The organism is Rugamonas sp. DEMB1, from assembly GCF_029834475.1.
Classification (GTDB): domain Bacteria; phylum Pseudomonadota; class Gammaproteobacteria; order Burkholderiales; family Burkholderiaceae_D; genus Rugamonas; species Rugamonas rubra.
Map to the genome: position 1 here is coordinate 6,682,691 of NZ_CP122407.1, position 21,988 is coordinate 6,704,678.

A 21,988-nucleotide genomic window follows, 5' to 3' on the forward strand; every position below is an offset into this window, starting at 1 on the left:
CTATCACCTTTGCCCGGACTACCCGCCACCATGCTGCAAACGCCCGCCACCTTCGTTCCGCTGATCCTGCCCCGGGCCCACGCCTCCACCCTGACCATGGTGTTCCAGCGCGACCGCCTGTTGCTGCGCGACGAAGGCCTGGCCCTGCCGGCGCCCGAGGTGGTGGCCGCGCTGGCGCTGCCGACGGCGCGCCTGCACGCTGTTGGTTTATGGCAACAATCCTACTACCAGACGGCCTGGACCGGGCTGGACGCGGTGGCGCCGGCCGGCCACAGCTTCCACCCGCTGCGCTCGCTGTTCGGCCAGCTCGACGACGAGTTCCTCGGCCTGGCCGGCCGCGCCAGCCAGTTGGCCGACTGGTCGCGCACCCACCAGTTTTGCGGCGCCTGCGCCACGCCGATGGGGCTGGCCGAGGGCGACCGCAGCTACCGTTGCCCGGCCTGCGGCATGTGCGCCTACCCGCGCATCTCGCCGGCCATGATGGTGCTGATCCGCAAGGGCGATTCGGTGCTGCTGGCCATGCACACGGCCTCGCCGTACAAGCGCTACACGGCGCTGGCCGGCTTTTTGGAGGCCGGCGAATCGATCGAGGAGGCGGTGCACCGCGAGGTGTACGAGGAGGTCGGCCTGCGCGTGCACAATTTGACCTACTTCGACAGCCAGTCCTGGCCCTTCCCCCACTCGCTGATGATCGCCTTCACCGCCGACTACCTGGACGGCGAGATCCGCGTCGACGAGAGCGAGATCGCCGACGCCCGCTGGTTCGGCCCGGACGACGAGTGGCCGGAGATGACGGTGTCGGTGTCGATCGCCGCGCGGCTGCTCAACTTGCACCGGCCGCGCCGGCCGGCCGGGTAGGCCGCCGCCCGCTCCGCCCCGCGCCGGCGGCGGCGTTGCGGCGTGCCCGGGCCGCCGCGCCGGCCGATGCCGGGCCGACATTTTCTATATACTGGCGGCACTCGTAATTTTTATGGTCTTTCATCATCATGTCTAAAGAAGAATTCTCGGAAAACGACTGGCGCCGCCTGCTCACCAGCCTGGGCGAGGACCGGACCGTCCGGGCCTGGCCGAAACGCCGCACCGCGTGGCCAAGGCCTGGAAGCACTGGACCTCCGGCTACGGCCAGGACCCGGTCGAGCTGCTCAAGGCCTTCGAGGATGGCGCGGAACAGTACAACGAGCTGATCGTGGTGCGCGGCATTCCCGTCTACAGCCACTGCGAACACCACCTGGCGCCCTTCTTTGGCAAGGCCACCATCGGCTATGTACCGAACGGCAAGATTGTCGGTTTGTCCAAGCTGACCCGCCTGGTCGACTGCTTCGCCAAGCGCCTGCAGGTGCAGGAGCGCATGACGATCCAGATCGCCAACGCGATGATGGAGGTGTTGGAGCCGAAGGCGGTCGGCGTGGTGGTGCGTTGCCGCCACATGTGCATGGAAAGCCGTGGCATCCGCACGCCGGGCGAGGAGACCATCACCTCGGCCATGCTGGGCGAGCTGCAGCCGAACCTGGCGCTGCGCACCGAGTTCCTGGCCCTGGCCCGCGAGCAATAAGCGCATGGCCGCCGGCATCGTTTGGCGCGACGGCGGGCCGCACGGCGCCCTGGCCGAGGCGCAGGCCCGGGCCCGCGCCGACGGCCGGCCGCTGCTGTTGTATTGGGGCGCGGCCTGGTGCCCGCCCTGCAACCGCCTGAAGTCCGAGGTGTTCGGCCACGAGGCGGTGATCGCCCAGGCGGCCGCCTTGCACGCCGTGCAGCTGGACGGCGACAGCGCCGGCGCCCAGGCGCTGGCCGAGCGATACCGCCTGCGCAGCTATCCGACGCTGGTGCTGTTGGCGCCCGACGGCGGCGAGACCACCCGCCTGCCCTGCGAACTGGACGGCGAACAATTCGCCGCCGCGCTGGCCCTGGCCCTGCGCCTCGGCGCCGGCGGCGGCAGCGCCGCCCGCGCGCTGCCAGCCGCGCTGGCCGGCGCCACCCTGGACGACGCGCAGTGGAGCCTGCTCAGCCATTACTCCTGGGACACCGACGAGGCCAGCCTGCTGGGCCAGCGCGCGTTGGCGCCCACCCTGCGCGCGCTGCACCACGCCGCGCCGGCCGGCGCCGCCCGCCTGCGCCTGGGCCTGCACGCGCAGCTGGCCGAGCGCGCCGCCGACCCGGCCGAGCTGCTGGCGCTGTGCGCCGACGCGGCGCAGGCCCGCGCCAACATGGACATCCTCTGCAACAGCGGCGCCAGCCTGCTGAAGTGGATGCTTGACGCCGGGCAGCGCGCCGCCGCCGCCACGGCGCTGCACGCGCAGGCCGGCCGCTGGGCCGAGGACTTGTGGCTGGGCCGGCCCGACCGCCTCGCCGCGCTGCGCCTGCAGGGCCGGCTGGAGCGCCTCGGCGCCCCGGCGGCCGAGCGCGGCGTCGGCATCGAGCGGCAGGTGCAAGCGCTGCTCGACGACAGCGTCGACGCTTGCGAGCGCCACACCCTGCTCAACACCGCCGTCAGCGCGCTCAACGACGCCGGCCTGGCGCGCCAGGCCGAGGCGCTGCTGCAAGCCGAGCTGGCCGCTTCGCACGCATCGTTCTACTTCATGTTGAGTTTGGCTTCCGCCGCGCGCCGGCGCGGCGACCATGGCGCCGTGCTGGACTGGTACGAGCGGGCCTGGCAAGGCGCGCGCGGCCCGGCCACGCGCCTGCAGTGGGGCGCGACCCTGCTGGCCAGCCTGGTCGAGCTGGCGCCGCAGGACCGGGCGCGCATCGAGCGCGCCGCCGAGGGATTGTTGCAGGATATCGGCGCGGCGGCGGACGCCTTCCGCCAGCGCAACCGCGCCCAGCTGCGCAAGCTGGAGCAACTGCCGGCCGGCTGGAACGGCGCCGGCCCGCACAGCGACCGCCTGTTGCAGCGCATCGTCGGCGGACTGGCCGCCTAAGACGGCACAGTCGCACAGTCGGGGTCAGTGCCGACATTCGGACACAGTCTCAGCAGTAGCGAGCCCCGGTGGCATGAGCAATGGTTGAGGTCGTGTCCGAATGTCGGCACTCGTATATTGAACGTACCGCAACGGCGTTGGATAATGATGGCGTTGAAGCGGCCGGGCGAAGTGACATTGATCGGCACGAGTGCCATTGAGCACGTGGGTCAGATAGGTGCCTTCGCCCGTTTCATTTTACAAGTCCGAACGGTATCTTGGGCCATCGCCATGGCGCGTAAGCCCGCATACGAGAGAGGTCAAAAATGGATACGGTACACGCTGTTGTAGGCATTGATGTGAGTAAGAAGAAGCTCGACGTGGCGTTGCTGGTCAACGGCAAGACGAAGTCGAAGGTGGTCGACAACTCCGCTTCGGGACATCGGGCTTTGTTGGAATGGTTGGGCAAGTCGAAGGCTCCGATGGCCGAGCTGCACGTTTGCATGGAGGCGACCGGCGTCTACTACGAGCCGGTGGCGCTGGCCCTGCACGCGGCCGGTTTGCGTGTCAGCGTGGTCAATCCGGCGTGCATCAAGGGGTTCGGGTACAGCGAGAATATCCGCAACAAAAACGACGCGGTCGACGCCGGGCTCATCGCCCGATACTGCGTCGCGATGGCTCCGGCGCCCTGGACGCCGCCACCGATCGAGCAGCGCCAGTTGCGCGCCTGGTCGATGCGCGTGCAGGCCCTGAAGGACATCCGCCAACAGGAGGAGAACCGGCTCGAGGCCCACACCGTCACGGGAATGGACGAGGTGGCCGAGCATGTGAGGGGGCACATCGCCTGGCTGAGCGCCGAGATCGCGAAGCTGGAGGACGAGATCGACGACCATATCGACCGCCACCCCGGCCTCAAGCACGACGCCGACCTCATCGCCAGCATCCCCGGTGTCGGTGCGACCACGGTGGCGAGGATTCTAGGCCACCTGGGCGACATTCGGCGCTTCGAGAGCGCGAAGGCGTTCGCGGCGTTTCTTGGCGTGACGCCGAAGCAGCGCAGTTCGGGAACCTCGGTGCGAGGGCGAACCATGATCAGCAGAACGGGCAGTACCGCGCTGCGCGCGGCACTCTACATGCCCAGCCTGGTCGCGCGCCGACACAACCCGATACTGGCCCAATTTGCCGAGCGACTGCTGGCAACCGGCATGGCGAAGAAGGCCGTGATCGGCGCGGTCATGCACAAGCTGACGCACCTCATCTACGGGGTCATCCACACCGGCAAACCCTTCGACGCAAACTATCTATCGAAAGGGCTTGCAAATCAAGACGGTATCTGACCCCGGGGGGCTTACTTCGACTGCTCGCGGTACTCGCTGACCATGTGCTTGGTGAAGTTGTACTTGCTGCCGCCATCGAGCAGGTCGACCAGGCGCTTGGGGTTGGACGCGGACATGAAGGCGTCGGCCGTGCCCTCGCTGCTGCGGCGGAACTTCATGCCGGGGCTGAGGATCTGGTTGGCGCCGATCTTCAAATGCTGGAAGCTCTTGGTCTTGTTGTTGTTGAGGATGCAGTGCAGCTCGCCGCGGAAGCCGGCGAAGGGGATCTTCAACCACCAGCCTTCGTCGCTGCCGTACACCACCACCTCGGCGTAGTGGGTGTTCTTGTCGGTCAACACGGGCTTGCCGAGCCGGTCGTTGATGCGCTTCATGGCTTCGTTCTTGGTCATGCTATTTCCTTGCTTCGTGTACTGCACAGACTGCTAAATTGATCTCGCCGGGTGGCCTCATTTGGCCGGCGCCGCCAGCATGCGCTCGCGCACCGCCTTGAATTCCGCGCCGCTCTTCCAGTGAGGATACTCCTTCCCCTGCGCCACCTGGTAGCCGACCTGGAACAACAGGCCGACATCCTGCACCGCGCCGGCCAGATCCCAGTCCGGCTGCACCACGTCGTTGACGGTGTGGTAGTCGTGCGCGATGTAGCTGAGCAGCTTTTGCTGGGCGTAGCCGGCCCGCTTGCCGATGAAGTCGGTGCCGCCGCGCACATACACGACGGGCACGCCGACCTTGGCGAACTCGAACTGGTCGGCCCGGTAGAAGCCGCCGAAGGCGCTGTTGCTGTCCGGCCGCGCCAGGCGGCCCTGGCCGCGCGCCACCTCGGCGACCACGTCGTCGGCGCTGGACTTGCCCATGCCGGTCAGCTCGACGTCGCGGGTGCGGCCCCACAGGTTGAGGCCGTCGACGTTGATGTCGAGCAGCGTCTTGGCCAGCGGATACAGCGGATAGCTGGCGTAGTACTGCGCGCCGAGCAGGCCGCGCTCCTCGCCGGTGGTCAGCAGGAACAGGATGGTGCGGCGGGGCGGCGTTGGCAGCGCCTTGTAGGCGCGCGCCACTTCCAGCAGCGCGGCCACGCCGGAGGCGTTGTCCTTGGCGCCGTGGAAGATTTGCTGGCTGCGCGGACCGGGCAGGCTCTCGTCGACGCCGAAGTGGTCCCAGTGCGCGCTGTAGATGACCACCTCGTCCTTGACGGCCGGATCGCTACCGCTGATCTTGGCCAACAGGTTGTGCGAGCCGACCTCGCGCCAGACGTTCTGCGCCGTCATGTTGATGCGCACGCCCAAGGCCACCGGCTTGAAGTCGCGCGACAGCGCGGCTTGCTTGAGGGCGTCGAAGTCGTGGCCGCCGGCCTTGGCCAGTTCGCGCGCGCGCTCCAGCTGCAGCCAGCCGGGCATCGCCGGGAAGGCCGGGTTGACGCCCTTGCTGCGGATGGCGAAGTTCTCCCGGCCCCAGCTGTTGCGCACCACCTCGAAGGGGTAGGCCGCCGGCTTGGTCTCGTGGACGATCAGCGCCGCCGCCGCGCCCAGCTTGGCGGCCATCTCGAACTTGTAGGTCCAGCGGCCGTAGTAGCTCATCGCCTTGCCGCCGAACACGTTCGGGTCGAGCTGGCCGGGGTGCTTGGGATCGGCCACGGGCGGATCGTTGATCAGCATCAGCAGGGTCTTGCCCTTCAGGTCGACGCCCTTGTAGTCGTCCCAGCGGAACTCCGGCGCGTTGACGCCGTAGCCGACGAACACCAGCTCCGAGTCGGCCACGCTGATGGTTTTTTCGGTGCGCGCGGTCCAGGCCACGTAGTCCTCGGGGAACTGCAGGGCCACGCTGGCGCTGCCCGGCAGCGGCGCGGTGTATTTCAGCGTCGGATGGCTGGAGATGCCCAGCATCGGCACTTTTTGCAGATACGTGCCGTCCGGGTTGCCCGGCTCCAGGCCGAGCTGTTTGAACTGGCCTTGCAGATAGCTCAGCGTGACGGTCTCGCCGTTGCTGGCCGGGGCGCGGCCCTCGAACTCGTCGGAGGCCAGGGTCTTGATGTGCTTGAGCAAACCGTCGGCCGTGATGGCGCGCGCGGCGGCCTGCGCGGCCTGCGTGGTGGCCGGGCTGGCCGGCGCGGCGGCCGGCTGGGCGCCGCCCTTGCCGGCCTTGGCGGCGGTTTTGGCGGCGGCCTTGGCCGTTGCGCTGGCGGGCGCGCCGGCCTGCAGCGCCGGCGCGGCGGCGGCGGCGGGCCTGCGCGCCGACCGAGAACGCCAGCGCCAACGTCAGCGCCGGGAACAGATTGGGTGTCATGGGGAATTGTGAAATGGAAAGATTCCTTATTTTGACACACTTTGCTGCGTTAGCACATCGGCCAACCAGTCGACGAAGACCCGCACCCGGGGCGACAGGTGGCGGTTGTGGGCGTAGACGATAGACAAGGGCAGCGGCGCCGGGCGCCATTGCGGCAGCACCTCCTCCAGCTCGCCGGTGGCCAGCAGCTTGCCCAGGCCGACCCGCGGGTTCTGGATCAGGCCCAGGCCGGCGCGGCAGCTTTCCAGATAGGCCTCGGTGCCGTTGACCGAGACCGAACTGCGCATGCTCACGGTGCGGCGCCGGCCGTCGGCGTCCTGGTACTCCCAGTCGAGGTCGCGGCCGGTCTGGCTGGAAAAGAAGTTGACCGCCTGGTGCTGGGCCAGGTCGGCCAGCGTCTGCGGCCGGCCGTGGCGCTCCAGGTAGCTGCGCGCGCCGCAGTTGATCTGTTCGATCTCGCCGATGCGCTTGGCGATCAGGCTGGAGTCGCGCAGGGTGCCGCCGCGCACGGCGCAGTCGATGCCCTCGCCGACCAGGTCGGCGTAGCGGTCGTTCGAGCCGAGCCGCAGCTGGATGTCGGGGAACTGGCGGAAGAAGTCGGGCAGGGCGGGGATCACCACCAGGTGGGCCAGCCGCTCGGGCAGCTCGACGCGGATGCTGCCGCTGGGCTGGCGGCCGTCGCCGAGGAACAGGGCGTTGACGTCCTCCAGGTCGTTGAGCAGGGCGCCGCAGCGGTCCAGGTAGATCTGCCCCTCGACGGTCAGGCTGACCTTGCGCGTGGTGCGCTGCAGCAGGCGCACCCCGAGCTGCTGTTCGATGGCCTGCACGGCGTTGCTGACGCTGGGCTTGGGCAGGTCGAGCTGCTCGGCCGCCTGGGTGAAGCTTTTGCAGTCGGCCACCGCCTTGAAGATCTGCATCGCCTTGAACTGGTCCATGATTGTTAGCTATTCTCGAATAAACAAATACGATTTTGATGATTTATTACCGATATCGATAATAGCATAATGGCTTCACCGCGGCCCGACACGGCGTCCGCGCCCCCCTCAACGACACTGGAGAAACACCATGCAAACCCGCAAACTCGGCAACACCGGCCCGCAAGTGGCGCAACTGGGCCTGGGCCTGATGGGCATGTCCGACCTGTACGGCCCGGCCGACCGCGCCGAAAGCATCGCCACCATCCACGCCGCGCTCGACGCCGGCGTCACCCTGCTCGACACCGGCGACTTCTACGCCATGGGCCACAACGAGCTGCTGCTGCGCGAGGCGCTGGCCGGCCGGGCGCGCGACAGCGTGCAGATCAGCGTCAAGTTCGGCGCGCTGCGCGACCCGGACGGCGGCTGGAGCGGCATCGACAACCGCCCGGCGGCGCTGAAGAACTTCGCCGCCTACTCGCTGCAACGGCTGGGCGTCGAGCAGATCGACATCTACCGTCCGGCCCGGCTCGACCCGAACGTGCCGATCGAGGACACCGTCGGCGCCATGGCCGAGCTGGTCAAGGCCGGCCACATCGGCCACATCGGCCTGTCCGAGGTCGGCGCCGACACCTTGCGCCGGGCCCACGCGGTGCACCCGATCGCCGACCTGCAGATCGAATACTCGATGATCTCGCGCGGCATCGAGGACGGCATCCTGCAAACCTGCCGCGAGCTGGGCATCGGCGTCACCGCCTACGGCGTGTTGTCGCGCGGCCTGATCTCCGGCCACTGGAGCGCGCAGCGCGCCGGCGAGGCCGACTTCCGCGGCCAGTACAGCCCGCGCTTCCAGGGCGACAACCTGCGGCGCAACCTGGCGCTGGTGGAGAAGGTGCGCGCCATCGCCGCCGAGCTGGGCGTGTCGGTGGCCCAGGTGGCCATCGCCTGGGTGCTGGCGCAGGGCGTCGACATCGTGCCGCTGGTCGGCGCGCGCACACGCGACCGGCTGGGCGAGGCGCTGGGCGCCACCGGCCTGGTGCTGTCGGCGGCCGACCTGGCGCGCCTGGACGAGGCGATGCCGGCCGGCGCCGTGGCCGGCGCGCGCTACAACGCGCACCAGGCCGCCGGCCTGGACAGCGAAGCCCGCGCCACGGTCTAACGCGCGGCCATCCGACAGGGGGGGCGCGGCGCCGCCGCCGGCGCCGCGAGCAGCCCGGCGCGGCGACCACCATCGCCGCGCCTTTTTGTTTGTCAATTGCAAAACCTTGTCAATCACCACTTCATCTTGTTGCCTTTTGGCACATAAAATCGATTGCAAGGAATTACTTCTCGGCAAACTGTTGCATTCACGTCACTTCTAAGACTATTCTTTATTCTCGTATTGCCGATTCCAAAAGAGGATAGCCGTGAATAAACTGTCTTTCCAACAAAAGCTGTGGGTGCCGCTGATCGCAAGCCTGATCTGCATCTTCATCATTTTTGTCTATGGCGCGGTGCAAACCCGCGATCTGCGCATCGAAGAGCGCAGCAACGACCTGAGCGATGTCGACGACGTCGCCCTGAGCGTCGTCAAGTTGTACGGCGAGCAGGCCCAGTCCGGCGCGCTGAGCAAGGAAGAGGCGCAAAAGCGCGCCCGCGAAGTGATCAAGTCGCTGCGCTTCGGCAAGGACGGTTACGTCTCCATCACCAGCGCGACCGGCGTCGCGCTGATGAATCCCTTCAAACCCGAAAACGACGGCAAGGATTTGAGCGACTTCAAGGACGCCAAGGGCGTCTACCTGTACCGCAACATCGCCGCCGCCGGCGCCAGCCCGTCCGGTGCCGGCTTCGTCCACTACCACTGGACCCGCCCGGGCGGCACCGAGCCGGTCGCCAAGATGAGCCGGGTGGCGCGCTACAAGCCGTGGGGCTGGGACCTGGTCACCGGCGTCTACATGGACGACATCGACGACGCCTTCCGCGCCTCGCTGCTCAAGTCGGCCGGCGTGCTGGCCGGCGTGTTCGCGCTGCTGTGGCTGGTGGTGAGCGCGATCAACCGCAGCCTGCGCCACACCATCGGCGGCGACCCGGCCTACGCCAGCGAGGTGGCCCTGCAGATCGCCAACGGCGACCTGAGCACCCCGGTGCAGACCCACAAAACCGACGACAGCAGCATCCTGTTCGGCATGAAGACCATGCAGGCCAAGCTGGCCGACACCATCGGCGAGATCCGCCGCAGCGCCGACACCATCGCCACCGCCTCGGCCGAGATCGCCACCGGCAATATGGATTTGTCGGCCCGCACCGAAAGCCAGGCCAGCTCGCTGGAAGAGACCGCCGCCTCGATGGAGGAGTTGACCTCCACCGTCAACCAGAACGCCGCCAACGCCCAGCAGGCCAACCAGCTGGTGATCTCGGCCGCCCAGGTGGCCGAGAAGGGCGGCCACGTGGTGTCGCAGGTGGTGCAGACCATGGAGACCATCAACGCCTCGGCGACGCGCATCGTCGACATCATCAGCGTGATCGACGGCATCGCCTTCCAAACGAATATTCTGGCGCTCAACGCGGCGGTCGAGGCGGCCCGTGCCGGCGAGCAGGGCCGTGGCTTCGCCGTGGTCGCCACCGAGGTGCGCAACCTGGCCCACCGCAGCGCGGCGGCGGCCAAGGAGATCAAGGAGTTGATCGGCGCGTCGGTCGACAGCATCAAGGCCGGCAGCGTGCTGGTGGCGGAGGCCGGCACCACGATGGACCAGGTGGTGGCCAGCGTTTCGCGCGTCACCGAGATCATGGGCGCGATCACCTCCGCCTCGAACGAGCAGAGCACCGGCATCGGCCACGTCAACCAGGCCATCACCGAGATGGATTCGGTGACCCAGCAGAACGCCGCGCTGGTCGAGGAGGCCGCCGCCGCCGCCGGCAGCATGCAGGACCAGGCCGCCATGCTGGCCCAGCTGGTGACGCGCTTCCGCCTCAGCGCCGCCGAGGGCCGCGCCCCGGCCGTCGGCGCGCCGCGCCGGCCGGCCCTGTCGCGCTAAGGGACATAGGCTTGTTCACGGGCTGGCGGGATGCCGGCCCCACCCCGCCAGAAGAGGGGTCTGACCCCGGCGGGGTCAGACCCCGGCTTCCGCGTCCCGGGGTGGGGTAAGGTGCGTCGCGCCTACTGCGGCGCGCCCGCAGCCGGCACGGCCGGCGGCGCCACCAGCGCCGGCTGGAAAGTGAACTTGCCGCCCTCGGCGCGGAAAATCCCCACCGGCTCGCCGAACTCCCCCTTGTTGTCCGCATACTGCGAGCAGGTCTGGCTCTCCACCTGCCACACCTGGGTGCCGGCGCGCAGCGTCCAGTTGTTGTCGCCGCCGCCGAACAATTCGATCTCCACCTCGCCGGCCGGCATCGTCGCCAGGCGGATGCGGCGCTGGCAGTCGGGCAGGCGCGACATGATCAGGTCCACCGTCGCCGCGTCGCTCCAGAAGTGCTGTTGCGCGCGGCGTAACGTCAAGGCGTGGTTGCCGACGCCGTCGGCGTAGTAGGAGGCTGAGTCGTCGACACAGGCGCTCAACAGCAGGGGCAGCAGGACAATCACAAACTTGCGCATGGCGTGTTTCCGTGGTGGGGGCGGTGCTATTCGGTTTGCAACATTATAGCGGCCCGCCGCCGCCGCGCGCGGGCAAAAACGGCGCCATGTGGCGCCGGCTCGATCTGGCGCAGCAGCCTGGCGCGCAGGCCTGCGCCGGCGCCAAGCAAGCTGGAGGACAATGGTGCAAAATGATGCGAATTGCAATCATGTATGCGTCATAACAATCCGTCCGCCAACGCCGGGCGCGGGAGAGCCACCATGGAGCACCACGACACCGAAGCGCTGGCGCCGGCCGGCCACGGCGAGGCCATCGCCGCCGCCACGCTCGGGCCGGCCGCCGCCCTGCTGCGGCAGCTGGCCGGCCGCCTGTGCAATCTGCTCGGCGAGAACCTCAGCTTCCCCGAGCAGCGCCAGATCATGCGGCGCTACCACAGCCTGCTCGACCTGGCCGCCTGGCTCGACGGCCTCGACATCGCGCTGGCCGCCGGCGAGCCGCGCGTCACGGCGCGCCACGTCAACGCCGCCGTCGCCTATGTGGCGGCCGCCTTCGAGGGCGCCGGCGGCTTGGCGGCGCGGCTAGTCCGCATCGACGCGCTGCTCGACTTCTTCGTCGCCGTGCTCGGCGGCGGCGGCAACGCCATGCTGGCGGCCGCCCGCCTGCTCAAGCGCAACGCCGACGGCGCCGACGACGCCGCCGCGCCGGCCGGCGCCGCAGCCGTGCCGGCCTGTCCGCGGCCGGCCGGCGCGCGCGTCTGGGAGGCCGCCGAATATGTGCTGCTGCCGCTGCGCGGCATGCGCTCGGCCGAAATGAGCGCGCTCGACCGCGTGGCGGCGCCGCCCAGCAACGCCGCCCTGGCGGCGACGGCGGCGCTGGCGCGCGGCGCCGCTTCGGCCGCCGCGGCGGCGGCGCCGCCGCCGCAGATCCTGCACTCGACCCACGACGACGGCGCCAAGCTGGCCGCGCTGACCCCCGAGCAGCTGCTGGCGCTGAAGGTCAGCGCGCCCGGCGTGCGCGCCGTGCCGCTGGTGGTGTACCAGCTGAGCCGGCGGCCCCAGCTGCAGCTCAACCCCGCCGCGCGCGCCGCGCCGGCCGCCGCCGGCGCGCGCGCGGCGGCGATCACGCTGAAGGTGCTGCGCGGCGACGGCAAGCTGCCGGTGGCCGGCGCCCGCGTGATCGCCTTCACCGACCTCGCCGCCCGCGCCGGCGCCGAGGGCGTCAGCGACGCCGACGGCCTGGTGCGGCTGCAACTGGGCGCCAGCCGCAAGCGGGTCGAGCTGCTGGTGGCCTACGGCCCGGCCGGCTACTGGGGCTGCCACCGCGCCGAGCTGAGCCTGCATTCGGCCGTGCGCATCCGCCTGGCGCCGATCGACCTGGCGGTCGACGACTACCTGGCCCGGCTGTACGGCCGCCACGAGCTGGGCGCCGGCGCCGGCGTCAGCGTGGCGGTGATCGACACCGGCGTCGCCCTGGCCCACCCGGACCTGGCGGTGGCCGGCGGCGCCGCCTTCGTGCAGGCCGAGAACGACGTCGGCGGCCACGGCCCGGCGGCGCTCGACGGCGAGCACGGCAGCCACGTCGCCGGCATCGTCGCCAGCCGTGGCGCGCCGCCGGGCGGGCGCCGCGGCGTCGCCCCCGGGGTGCGCTTGATGAGCTACCGGGTGTTCCCCAACGCCGGCAACGGCGCCACCAACTACGACATCATCCGCGCCATCGACCGCGCCGTCGCCGACGGCTGCGACCTGCTCAACCTGAGCCTGGGCGGCGCGCTGCGCGACGAGGCGGTGCACGAGGCGATCAAGGACGCCTTCGACAAGGGCAGCCTGTGCATCATCGCCAGCGGCAACGACGCGCGCGGCCCGGTCAGCTATCCGGCGCGCTGGCCGGAGGCGCTGGCGGTGTCGGCCATCGGCCGGCTCGGCAGCTACCCGGCCGGCTCGACCGAGACGATGGACGCGCTGGCGCCGTTCTCGGCCGACGACGCCGCCGTCTTCGTCGCCGGCTTCTCCAACGTCGGCCCGGAGGTCGACCTGACCGGGCCGGGCGTGGGCATCGTCTCGACGGTGCCGCCGGCCGCCTACGCGGTGATGAGCGGCACCTCGATGGCCTGCCCGGCGGTGACCGGCTGCGCCGCGCTGCTGCTGGCCGCCCACCCCGAGGTGCTGGCGCTGCCGCGCGACAGCAAGCGCGCCATCGCCATGCTGGGGCTGATCAACGGCGCCGCGCTGCGCATGGGGCTGGGGACCGAGTTCGAGGGACTGGGGCGGCTGCCGTGAGGTGTTGTTGGCGCGCGCCATAGACGCCGCCGGGCGGCCGGCGATGGAGTAGACTGGGCGCATGCAACGCCTCCTTCTCCGCCAGACCAGCCAGGCCACCCTGTCGCCGCAAGCGGCAGAACAGGTGGTGCTCGGCTTCGCCGAAGGCAAGGTGGTCGGCCGCGAGGGCAAGACCCTGCTGGTCGACTTCGACCCCTGCCAGCTGGCCGCGCTGCGCGAACGGCTGGCCGGCTGGATCGTCTCCGAGCAGGGCGCGCCGGTGCCCGTGCCGGACACCTGCGTCAAGATCCAACCCTAGCCGCCTGGAACCGCTTAGAACTCTTCCCACTCGCCGTCGCCGGCCGTCGCCGCCGGCGTGGTCAGGCGCTTGACCGGCGCGCCGGCCGCCTTGGCCGCGCCGCTGGCCCTGGCCTTCACCGCCAGCGGCTTGGCCGCCGCCATGGCGCGCCGCGGCGCCGCCCTGGCCGCCGTCGCCGCCATGGCCGGCGCCTCCGCCGCGCCGGTCTTGAAGAAGCCGACCACCTGGGCCAGGCCGGCGGCCTGCTCCTGCATGCTCTGCGAGGCCGCCGCCGCCTGCTCCACCAGCGCCGCGTTCTGCTGCGTCACCTCGTCCATCTGCGTGATGGCCATGTTGATCTGTTCGATCCCCATGGTCTGCTCCTGGCTGGCCGAGGTGATCTCGCCCATGATGTCGGTGACCCGCACGATGCTCTCGACGATGTCGCCCATGGTCTGGCCGGCCTCGCCGACCAGGCGCGAGCCGGTCTCCACGTTGGCCACCGAGGCGGCGATCAACTCCTTGATCTCCTTGGCCGCGCCGGCCGAGCGCTGCGCCAGGTTGCGCACCTCGGAGGCCACCACGGCGAAGCCGCGGCCCTGTTCGCCGGCGCGGGCCGCCTCGACGGCGGCGTTCAGCGCCAGGATATTCGTCTGGAAGGCGATGCCGTCGATCACCGCGATGATGTCGACGATGCGGCGCGACGATTCGTTGATGGTGCCCATCGTGTCGACCACCTGGGCGACGATGGCGCCGCCCTTGCTGGCCACCTCGGAGGCGCTGCGCGCCAGCGTGTTGGCCTGGCGCGCGTTGTCGGCGTTCTGCTTGACGGTGGAGGTCAGCTCCTCCATCGACGAGGCGGTCTCCTCCAGCGAACTGGCCTGCTGCTCGGTGCGCGAGGACAGGTCGAGGTTGCCGGCGGCGATCTCGTTGGAGGCGGTGGCGATGGTGTCGGTGCCGCTGCGCACCTGGCCGACCACCTGCAGCAGGCTGTCGTGCATCGCCTTCAGCGCGCTCATCAGGCGGCCCGTCTCGTCCGTGCTGTGCACCTCGATGTGGCCCGACAGGTCGCCGGCGGCGACCGTCTCGGCGACGCCGACCGCCATGTTCAGCGGCACCGTGATCGAGCGGGTGATGTACCAGGCCACCGCCGCGCCGAAGGCCAGCGCCACCAGGCCCAGCGCGATCAGCAGTGTCTGCGCGTTGGCCAGCACCGCCTCGACCTCCTCGCCGGCCTGGCCGGCCTGGCTGGTCTCGTAGACCAGGATGTCGTCGAGCGCCTTGAGCACGCCGTTCAGGCTGGGCGAGGCCACCGTGGTCAGGTAGACGATGGCGTCCTGGATCTCGCCGTCCTTGCGCAGCGCGATGACCTTGTTGTTTTTCGCCGCGCCCTCCTTGAGCAGGGCGTCGACGGCGGCCAGCAGGGCCTTCTCCTTGTCGTCGCGCAGGTGCTCGCTGAGGACGGTCTTGGCGGCGCCGTATTTCTTGCGCGCCTCGCCGATCTTGGCCAGCTCGGCGTCGACCTGCTCCATGCTGGGCAGCACCACGATGTTGGTCAGCGACAGCGTGATGCTGCGCACGTTGTCGACCATGGTGTTGGCGGCCGCCATTTTGACGTTCTTGTCGCTGATGATGTCGTGCGTGCGGATGCCGATGCGGCCCATCGAATTCAGACCCAGCAGCACGACGGCGACCAGCAGGGCCAGCACCACGGCAAAGGCGACGCCGAGGCGGGCGCCGATTTTCATATTGGCGATTGACATGACAACTATCCTTTGAGGAGTAAGGGGATCTCAGACAAATATTGTTCCTTAGATTGCCAAGTGAAAACACTTTAATTTGATACAAGGTAGTTTTCTATCGAAAATATCCTTGTATGAGAACAGGAATTGTCGTTGGGAAACAACGATCTAGCGCGCCTTGTTGGTGTGGCAACGCGGTGCGGCGGCGGCGCGCCACCCTTGCGTGCGGCGGCTTGGCGGCGGTCGAATCGTGGAATAATAGGCGGCAGAGGCGGCGCCCGAAGCCGCCCGCGAGGAGACCGGCATGCCGCGCGATGTGCTGATGGACAAGCGGGAGTGGTTGCTCAAACGCCACAGCTCGCTGACGCCGCGCCAGCTGGCGCTGGCCTACTGTGGCAGCTGCCTGCTGTCGTTCGGTGTCGCCGCCGGCTTCCTGCTGCTCGGCGTCTGGCCGGTGCTGTTGTTCACCGCGCTGGAGATGGCCGCCGTCGCCGCCGCCTTCGTCCACGCCGTGCGCCACGCCGGCGACGGCGAGCGCATCGAGCTGAGCGCCGCCGGCCTGCTGGTCGAGAGCGTCCGCGCCGGGCGCGTCAGCCTGGTCCGCCTCGACCCCTGGTCGACCCGCGTCACGCCGCCGCGCCGGCCGCGCCAGCCGATCGCGCTGGAGGCGCGCGGCGTGCGCGTGGCGGTCGGCGCGCTGGCGCCGGACAGCCAAAAACGACAATGCGCGCTCGAACTGCAGCGCGCATTGCCAGGAGCCCGGTTCCCTTGATGCGGGGGGCGCGATGGCGAAAAGCCATCGAATAGGGGCCGAGGCCCCGTGCTTGTTACAACAAACTTTTAGAAGCGGTAGCCTACGCCAACGCCCACCAGCCATGGGTCGATCTGCACGTTGCTGATCTTGGTGCCGGCGGCGAAGACATCGCTACGGATCTGGATTTTCTTGACGTCGAAGTTGAGCGACCAGTTCTTGTCGATCTTGTAGTCGGCACCGGCTTGCAGCGCCAGACCCCAGCTCTTGTGCTCCAGGCTGCCCGCGCCGCCCAGCAGCTCGACCTTGTGGATGTTGGTGTAGTTCACACCGGCGCCCAGGTAAGGCGAGAAGGTGGCTTCAGGCATGAAGTGGTACTGCGCCAGCAGGGTAGGCGGCAGGTGCTTGAAGGTGCCGACCTTGGCGCCGTCCAGCATCACGTCGTGCTTTTGCGGGTAGGTCAATACCAGCTCGGCCGAGATGTTCGGGGTGAAGAAATAGGAAATATCGATGTCCGGGATGGTCTTTTTGCTGACGCTGATACGGTCCGACGCGCCAACACCACCGACTGGGTCCGATTTGTCGGCCGGGCTCAGACGCTCAAGGCGTACACGCACCATCCATGGGCTTTGCTCGGCCAGAGCGTTGCCGGCGACCATACCGAGGGTTGCCAGGATCATTGCGGCTACAGGCTTCTTCATTGTTCTTCCTCTCTCTACATGTCATTAAGTAACGAAGCCAGTTTAATGACGCAGAGCAGCAAAAACTTTGATGTAAGTCAAAAGTGGCCAGATTCGTTTCAGCCGGCCAATTTTTGTCGGAACAAGCCGGCCCGCCTAGTTGGGCTTGCTGCTCAGCTGGAAGTTGACCGGATAGCGCATGGCGCAGGGCTTGCCGGCGCAGACGGCGGGCTTGAATTTGCTCACCAGCAGGATCGACGCCGCCATCTGGCCCAGTGCCGGGGTGGGCGCCGTCTGCACTTCGGCGCTGTCGCACTTGCCGTCCGCGCCGACCAGCACGTTCAGGCGGTACTCTCCGTCCGTCGGCGACTTCCGTGGCAATTCCAGGAAGGCCTTGACCAGCGCGCCGGTGCCGGCCAGCGGGTAGGGCGGTTCGTCGGCCTCCTGCAGGATGCGGTAGGGCTGCTTGACGGTCCATTGCTGCGCCGGCGTCAGCTGCGCGTAGGCCAGCTGCGGCGGCACGCTCAGCCCGGTGGCCGCCGCGCGCGGGATGTGCGTACCGGTTTTCTCCCGCTTGACCGTGTACTGCGCCGGCTCGGCCGCCGGCACGGCCGCGCCGCGCAGATGGCCCTGCTCGAAATCGCCGTCCAGCTGTTCGCCGTTGGGATACAGGATGCGGCCCTTGCCCTCCATGCGGCCGTACAGCCAGAAGCCCTGGTAGCTGCCGCCCAGCGCGAACTGCATGCTGCCCTGGCCGTGCGGCCCGTTGGCGCTCCAGTCGCCCTGGTAGCGGTCGCCGTTGTTGTAGGTGAATTCGACCTTGCCGGACGGCTGGCCGTGGCGGAAGGTCGCGCTCAGCTTGCCATTCATGGGCGTGACATACACGCCGGGACCGTCCAGCCGGCCGTCGACGAAGTCGCCCTGCAAGCTGGAGTTGTCCGGATTGAGGCGGAAGCCGGGGCCGTTCGGCCGGCCGGCGCGCAGCACGCCCTCGTAGGCGCCGTGCGGCTGCTCCTTGAGGAACCAGCGCAGCACGCCCATGCCGTCGGCGTAGCCGTCCTTGCAGGCGCCCTCCCAGGTGACGCTGAGCCCGGGCTGCGGCTGTGGATCGGCGACGCGGCAGTCGCGTTCGGCGTTCAGGTATTGCGGCTCGGCGCCGTGGGCTTGCAGGGTCAACAACAGCAGGGGCAGGGCGAACAAGGGACGCATGGCGGCTCCGTAACAATGGAATTGCCATCCTAGCATTATTTCAATATGGACACATTGCCTTTTAGACCGTGCCGGACCGAGGAAGCGCTCTATTCCTTCTGTTCCGCCACTAGGGCGTGAGGAAGAGTTTGAAGGCTACCGGGTAGCCCATCGCGCAGGGCTTGCCGGCGCAGACGGCCGGTTTGAACTTGGCCAGCATGACGGCGGATGCGGCCAGCCGGCCCAGCTCCGGCGTCGGCGCCTTGAAGATCTCCGCGCCGGTCGGCTTGCCGTCCTCGCCGATCATCACGTTGATGCGGAACTCGGCGTCGATCAGCAGCGTCTTTTGTATCTCGACGAAGGATTGTGCGATCGCGCCGGCACCGGCCAGCGGGTAGGGCGGTTCGTCGGCCGTCTGCAGGACACCGTAGGGCTGTTTGACGATCCCTTGCTGCTCCGGCGTCAGCCGCGCATAGGGCAGTTGCGGCGGCACCTGCATGTTGGTGGCCGTCCCGCGCAGGAGGTGCGAGCCGGTCTGCGCCTCCTTGAGTGCGTATTTTTTCGACTCGATCACCGGCACGGCCGTGCCGCGCAGGCTGCCCTGCTCGAACTCGCCGTCCAAGCGCTCGCCGTTGGGGTAGAGGATGCTGCCCTTGCCCTCCATGCTGCCGCGCCACCAGAAGCCCTGGTAGCTGCCGCCCAGCGCGAACTGCTTCGCGCCCTGGCCGTGCGGCCCTTGGTGGTGCTTGCCCTGGTCGTCCCAGTCGTCCCAGTCGCCCTGGTAGCGGTCGCCGTAGTTGGAGACGAATTCGACCTTGCCGGCCGGCCGGCCGTTCTGGAAGGTCGCGCTCAGCCTACCATTCTTGGGTATGACATACACGCCCGGGCCCTCCAGCCGGCCGTCGACGAAGTCGCCCTGCCAGGTGGCGTTGTCCGGATCGAGGCGGAAGCCGGGGCCGTTCGGCAGGCCGGCGCGCAGCACGCCTTCGAAGGCGCCGTGCGGCTGCTGCTTGAGGAACCAGCGCAGCACGCCCATGCCGTCGGCGTAGCCATCCTTGCAGGCGCCCTCCCAGGTGACGCTGAGCTCGGGCTGCGGCTGGGGATTGGCGACGCGGCAGTCGCGCTCGGCGTTCAGGTACTGCGGCTCGGCGCCGTGGGCGTGGAGGGACAACAACAGCAATGGCAGGGCGAGCAGGTGGCGCATGGCGACTCCGCAAAAATGGAATTGCCATACTAGCATTGTTTCATTCCTGGCACATGTTTTTGCTCCGGCCCGGCCGGGGTGGGCAAGCGCGCTAGGCTTTCTTCTCCGGCAGGTCGACCTCGAGGATCTGGCCGATGCGGCGCAGCCGCACCAGCTTCTCCTCCTTGATCGGACCGCCCATCTCCAGTAGGCGGTGGGCCAGCGCCAGGGCCTCGCTGCGCTGGGCCGGCTCGGGCAGCAGCACGCGCAGTCCCTGCAGGGCGCGCGTCTCGTCCTGGCGCACCAGATAGGTTTGCAGGTTGACCGCCTCCTTCAGTTGGGTCAGGGTGATGGTCTTGTCCAGGCCGCGCTCGCGCATCAGCGCGCGGATGCCGTCGAAGGGCCGCTTGTCGACCACGCCGACGCCGCTGGCCACGTAGATCAGCAGGCGCAGGAAGCCGGACTCCTGGCTGCCCTGCTCGTAGCGGGCGTCGCGCGCCATCCGCTTGAGGTGGCGGCGCTCCTCCATGCCGTGGCTGTGCGCGCCCGGCCGGCCGGCCGGCGGCGCGCCCGGGTTGATGCCGACCATGGCCTTCAGCAGCGGCGACTCGTAGATGGCCTTGAACAGCATCTCGCCGGCGGCGTCGCGCACGTCGCGGTAGTGGTCCAGCGCCTGGCCGATGTGCTTGCTGGCCTGCTGCTCGGCCAGCAGCAGCGGATTGTCCGGCGCCACCTGCTTGCGCTGCGCCTTGACCATCTCGGCCAGCGGCGCCATCGCCTTCAGCAGCGGGTTGTTGTCGGAGAACAGGTGGCGCTCCAGCCGCGCCGGCGTCAGGTTGCGCGACAGCGTCGCCGTGCTCTCGTTGCTCACCGCCCGCACCAGCGGCGAGACGAAGGTGTCGTACATAGCCTGGTTGACCTGGGCCACCCGCTTGACCACCTCGAAGGCGCTCTCGTCCTGGCGGCCGCCGTCCAGCGCCAGGATGTCGGCCACCTCGCGCGGCTCGAAGCGGATCACGTAGCGGCCGCTGGCGAACTCCAGGCCGGGCATGTCCGGGTAGGTGTCGGTGATGATGGCCTCGTACAGGCCGGGCGGCAGCACGTCGATCAGGTCGAGCGCGCAGGCCAGCTCGTTGTGCTCGCGGTTGGCCACGCCGGCCGAGACGAAGATGCCGAGGTGGCCGATGTGCTCGTGCAGGAAGTAGACGATGGTTTGCTCGTTGTCGCGGATCTGCTCGGCGTCGGCGTACAGGTCGGGAATCCAGTTGAGCGCCTGCTGCGGCGGCGTGATGTTGTCGCCCCAGGAGGCGAAGACGATGATCGGCGAGCGGATGTTGCGCAGGTCGATGCGGGCCCTGCCCTCGTCGTGGAAGATCTCGCCGGCGCTCAGGCGGTTGCCGACGAACAGGTTCTGGCTGATCCACTCCATCTCCTCCTTGTTGAGCAGGAAGTGGCCGCCCCACCAGCGCTCGAAGTCGAGGAAGCGCTGGCGCTCCGTGTCGACCTTCGAATACAGGCCGTAGGGCTTGTTCCAGTAGGTGTTGGCCGGGTCGAGCTGTTCGAAGTTGTCGACCAGGTGGGCGCCGTCGAACTTGCCGTTGCCCAGGTCGCCGGCCAGCGAGGCGGCCCAGGTGCCGCCCAGCAGGCCGCCGCTGTAGCGCATCGGATACTTGCCCTCGACGCCGGACCAGTAGGCGATCGGCGAGCCGGCCAGCAGGATCGGGCCGACCGACTCGGGCGCCAGGGCGGCCAGGATCATCAGCGCCCAGCCGCCCTGGCAGTTGCCGATGACGAAGGGCTTGCCGGCGTCGCCGGGGTGCAGCTCGTTGACCTTGGCCAGGAACAGTTTTTCCGCCGAGGTGACGCATTCGATGGTCTGGCCGGCCACCGGGGTCGGGAAGAACATCACGAAGTAGCAGGGGTGGCCCTGCTTGAGGGCGATGCCGATCTCGCTGTCGATCTTCGAGCCGCCGATGCCGGGGCCGTGGCCGGCGCGCGGGTCGATCACCACGAAGGGGCGCTTGTGCGGGTCGGTCGGCACGCAGTCGGCCGGCGGCTTGATGGCGGCCAGCGCGTAGTTGGCCGCCCGCTCGAGCTTGCGGCCGTCGACGATGATCTCGTAGTCGAACACCAGCACCGGCGGCTTGCCCGACTGCTCGTGCTCGGCGCAGATGTTGCCGCGCTCGCGCAGCACGTCCAGCGTGAGGATCGAGCGTTGCCAGGCGTCGACCCAGTATTCCATCGCGGCGGCGGCGAAGGGCGGGACGAAGGGCGAACTGCTCGGTGTGGTGGGGGTGGACATGCGCTGCTCCGTGAGGTTGGGTGTTGTCGGCGGCGGACGTCGATCCCCGCGCCGGCCTGGCGGCCGGCGTCGGAGTGTCGTCACCACGTCAAGGCGCAGGCGGCTAAAAAACCACCCAACGGCGGTGAACTAGGGTCAGACCCTAGGGTCTGACCCTAGAATTTCGCCTGTGGGTTTTCTTAACTGAGCTGCCGACCGGCCGGCCTACTTCTTGGCCTTGGCCTGGACGTCCTGCATGGCCGCCTGTTGTTGCTGGGCGGCGCCCTGCGTGGCACGGCTCAGCTCGCCTTGCAGCGCGACCGTGATCTCGGCCGCCTGGCGGCCGTAGCTGAGCATGCGCTCGATCTGCGGGCCGACCTGGGAGGCGGCCACCGTCAGCCACTCCTGCGGCGAGTTGGCCGACAGGCGCTGGCGCGCGGCGGCCGGGTACTCGTCGAGCGCGGCGCGCGCCAGGCTCATGTTCAAGGCGGTCAGCCTGGCGATGCCTTCCAGGCCGGTCTGGGCCAGGTTGGTGACGAATTCATATTGGGCTTCTACCTGGGCTTTGCCGGCGGTAGGGAACTGTTCGATACCTGAGAACATAAAATGCCTCCGAGTGGATCTGTCACAGTGAGCG

Annotated in this window: 19 protein-coding genes and 1 pseudogene; 10 read left to right on the forward strand and 10 right to left on the reverse strand. The window is 68.8% G+C overall.

What is annotated here, in order from left to right:
- The first annotated feature begins 30 nt into the window (after positions 1-30).
- From nudC to QC826_RS30775, 4 genes and pseudogenes are all read left to right on the forward strand, one after another.
- The gene (gene nudC, locus QC826_RS30760; RefSeq protein WP_279763810.1) at positions 31-858 is read left to right on the forward strand and encodes an NAD(+) diphosphatase; all 828 of its coding nucleotides are present in this window, start codon (positions 31-33) and stop codon (positions 856-858) included.
- Between the two features lie 128 nt (positions 859-986).
- A pseudogene (folE, locus tag QC826_RS30765) lies at positions 987-1,552 on the forward strand (GTP cyclohydrolase I FolE).
- Positions 1,553-1,556: 4 nt separating this feature from the next.
- A complete protein-coding gene (locus tag QC826_RS30770) occupies positions 1,557-2,915 on the forward strand; it encodes a thioredoxin family protein (RefSeq protein WP_279763812.1) in 1,359 nt (452 codons plus the stop codon).
- 305 nt (positions 2,916-3,220) lie between these two features.
- Positions 3,221-4,231: an IS110 family transposase gene (locus QC826_RS30775; protein WP_279763670.1), complete on the forward strand. Its 1,011-nt coding sequence runs from the start codon at positions 3,221-3,223 to the stop codon at positions 4,229-4,231.
- 11 nt (positions 4,232-4,242) lie between these two features.
- Here QC826_RS30775 and QC826_RS30780 read toward each other — a convergent pair whose 3' ends face one another.
- On the reverse strand, positions 4,243-4,620 hold the full coding sequence (locus tag QC826_RS30780) for a hypothetical protein (protein WP_099414425.1): 378 nt from the start codon (positions 4,618-4,620) through the stop codon (positions 4,243-4,245).
- Positions 4,621-4,677: 57 nt separating this feature from the next.
- Positions 4,678-6,267, reverse strand: coding sequence for a M28 family peptidase (locus tag QC826_RS30785; protein ID WP_279763813.1), 1,590 nt, complete (start codon positions 6,265-6,267; stop codon positions 4,678-4,680).
- Here QC826_RS30785 and QC826_RS30790 point away from each other — a divergent pair.
- Entirely contained in the window at positions 6,260-6,520 is a 261-nt protein-coding gene (locus QC826_RS30790; protein WP_279763815.1) for a hypothetical protein, read from the forward strand. The genes QC826_RS30785 and QC826_RS30790 overlap by 8 nt on opposite strands.
- A 14-nt stretch (positions 6,521-6,534) precedes the next feature.
- Here the strand turns inward: QC826_RS30790 and QC826_RS30795 are convergent, their stop codons facing one another.
- Entirely contained in the window at positions 6,535-7,443 is a 909-nt protein-coding gene (locus QC826_RS30795; protein ID WP_279763816.1) for a LysR family transcriptional regulator, read from the reverse strand.
- A gap of 130 nt (positions 7,444-7,573) precedes the next feature.
- On the opposite strand from QC826_RS30795, the gene QC826_RS30800 reads away from it, so the two are divergent.
- Positions 7,574-8,581 carry an aldo/keto reductase gene (locus QC826_RS30800; protein ID WP_093390760.1) on the forward strand — a complete coding sequence of 336 codons (1,008 nt, stop codon included), beginning with the start codon at positions 7,574-7,576 and terminating at the stop codon, positions 8,579-8,581.
- 247 nt (positions 8,582-8,828) lie between these two features.
- Complete coding sequence (locus QC826_RS30805) at positions 8,829-10,436, forward strand: methyl-accepting chemotaxis protein (RefSeq protein WP_279763817.1); 1,608 nt, start codon at positions 8,829-8,831, stop codon at positions 10,434-10,436.
- Positions 10,437-10,558: 122 nt separating this feature from the next.
- On the opposite strand, the gene QC826_RS30810 is transcribed toward QC826_RS30805, so the two are convergent.
- Entirely contained in the window at positions 10,559-10,993 is a 435-nt protein-coding gene (locus tag QC826_RS30810; RefSeq protein ID WP_279763818.1) for a hypothetical protein, read from the reverse strand.
- 240 nt (positions 10,994-11,233) lie between these two features.
- Here QC826_RS30810 and QC826_RS30815 point away from each other — a divergent pair, with 240 nt between their 5' ends.
- Positions 11,234-13,249, forward strand: coding sequence for a S8 family peptidase (locus QC826_RS30815; RefSeq protein WP_279763819.1), 2,016 nt, complete (start codon positions 11,234-11,236; stop codon positions 13,247-13,249).
- Between the two features lie 61 nt (positions 13,250-13,310).
- On the forward strand, positions 13,311-13,547 hold the full coding sequence (locus QC826_RS30820; protein WP_279763820.1) for a hypothetical protein: 237 nt from the start codon (positions 13,311-13,313) through the stop codon (positions 13,545-13,547).
- A 14-nt stretch (positions 13,548-13,561) separates the two neighbouring features.
- Here the strand turns inward: QC826_RS30820 and QC826_RS30825 are convergent, their stop codons facing one another.
- Positions 13,562-15,289: a methyl-accepting chemotaxis protein gene (locus QC826_RS30825; RefSeq protein ID WP_279763821.1), complete on the reverse strand. Its 1,728-nt coding sequence runs from the start codon at positions 15,287-15,289 to the stop codon at positions 13,562-13,564.
- A gap of 283 nt (positions 15,290-15,572) precedes the next feature.
- Between QC826_RS30825 and QC826_RS30830 the strand changes: the two genes are divergently transcribed.
- Positions 15,573-16,040, forward strand: coding sequence for a DUF2244 domain-containing protein (locus tag QC826_RS30830; protein ID WP_279763822.1), 468 nt, complete (start codon positions 15,573-15,575; stop codon positions 16,038-16,040).
- A gap of 68 nt (positions 16,041-16,108) precedes the next feature.
- Here QC826_RS30830 and QC826_RS30835 read toward each other — a convergent pair whose 3' ends face one another.
- From QC826_RS30835 to QC826_RS30855, 5 genes are all read right to left on the reverse strand, one after another.
- Positions 16,109-16,720, reverse strand: coding sequence for an OmpW family protein (locus QC826_RS30835; protein ID WP_279763823.1), 612 nt, complete (start codon positions 16,718-16,720; stop codon positions 16,109-16,111).
- Between the two features lie 135 nt (positions 16,721-16,855).
- Positions 16,856-17,908: an MORN repeat-containing protein gene (locus QC826_RS30840; protein ID WP_279763824.1), complete on the reverse strand. Its 1,053-nt coding sequence runs from the start codon at positions 17,906-17,908 to the stop codon at positions 16,856-16,858.
- A gap of 109 nt (positions 17,909-18,017) precedes the next feature.
- The gene (locus tag QC826_RS30845; RefSeq protein ID WP_279763825.1) at positions 18,018-19,091 is read right to left on the reverse strand and encodes an energy transducer TonB; all 1,074 of its coding nucleotides are present in this window, start codon (positions 19,089-19,091) and stop codon (positions 18,018-18,020) included.
- A 91-nt stretch (positions 19,092-19,182) separates the two neighbouring features.
- The gene (locus QC826_RS30850; protein ID WP_279763826.1) at positions 19,183-21,372 is read right to left on the reverse strand and encodes a DUF3141 domain-containing protein; all 2,190 of its coding nucleotides are present in this window, start codon (positions 21,370-21,372) and stop codon (positions 19,183-19,185) included.
- Between the two features lie 204 nt (positions 21,373-21,576).
- Entirely contained in the window at positions 21,577-21,954 is a 378-nt protein-coding gene (locus QC826_RS30855) for a phasin family protein (RefSeq protein WP_279763827.1), read from the reverse strand.
- Positions 21,955-21,988 lie beyond the last annotated feature (34 nt).

Excerpts from the sequence above, each read along its gene's own strand:
- nudC (WP_279763810.1), top strand. The coding sequence starts at position 31 with ATGCTGCAAACGCCCGCCACCTTCGTTCCGCTGATCCTGCCCCGGGCC.
- QC826_RS30770 (WP_279763812.1), top strand. The coding sequence starts at position 1,557 with ATGGCCGCCGGCATCGTTTGGCGCGACGGCGGGCCGCACGGCGCCCTG.
- QC826_RS30775 (WP_279763670.1), top strand. The coding sequence starts at position 3,221 with ATGGATACGGTACACGCTGTTGTAGGCATTGATGTGAGTAAGAAGAAG.
- QC826_RS30780 (WP_099414425.1), bottom strand. The coding sequence starts at position 4,620 with ATGACCAAGAACGAAGCCATGAAGCGCATCAACGACCGGCTCGGCAAG.
- QC826_RS30795 (WP_279763816.1), bottom strand. The coding sequence starts at position 7,443 with ATGGACCAGTTCAAGGCGATGCAGATCTTCAAGGCGGTGGCCGACTGC.
- QC826_RS30800 (WP_093390760.1), top strand. The coding sequence starts at position 7,574 with ATGCAAACCCGCAAACTCGGCAACACCGGCCCGCAAGTGGCGCAACTG.
- QC826_RS30810 (WP_279763818.1), bottom strand. The coding sequence starts at position 10,993 with ATGCGCAAGTTTGTGATTGTCCTGCTGCCCCTGCTGTTGAGCGCCTGT.
- QC826_RS30815 (WP_279763819.1), top strand. The coding sequence starts at position 11,234 with ATGGAGCACCACGACACCGAAGCGCTGGCGCCGGCCGGCCACGGCGAG.
- QC826_RS30820 (WP_279763820.1), top strand. The coding sequence starts at position 13,311 with ATGCAACGCCTCCTTCTCCGCCAGACCAGCCAGGCCACCCTGTCGCCG.
- QC826_RS30825 (WP_279763821.1), bottom strand. The coding sequence starts at position 15,289 with ATGTCAATCGCCAATATGAAAATCGGCGCCCGCCTCGGCGTCGCCTTT.
- QC826_RS30830 (WP_279763822.1), top strand. The coding sequence starts at position 15,573 with ATGCCGCGCGATGTGCTGATGGACAAGCGGGAGTGGTTGCTCAAACGC.
- QC826_RS30835 (WP_279763823.1), bottom strand. The coding sequence starts at position 16,720 with ATGAAGAAGCCTGTAGCCGCAATGATCCTGGCAACCCTCGGTATGGTC.
- QC826_RS30840 (WP_279763824.1), bottom strand. The coding sequence starts at position 17,908 with ATGCGTCCCTTGTTCGCCCTGCCCCTGCTGTTGTTGACCCTGCAAGCC.
- QC826_RS30845 (WP_279763825.1), bottom strand. The coding sequence starts at position 19,091 with ATGCGCCACCTGCTCGCCCTGCCATTGCTGTTGTTGTCCCTCCACGCC.
- QC826_RS30850 (WP_279763826.1), bottom strand. The coding sequence starts at position 21,372 with ATGTCCACCCCCACCACACCGAGCAGTTCGCCCTTCGTCCCGCCCTTC.
- QC826_RS30855 (WP_279763827.1), bottom strand. The coding sequence starts at position 21,954 with ATGTTCTCAGGTATCGAACAGTTCCCTACCGCCGGCAAAGCCCAGGTA.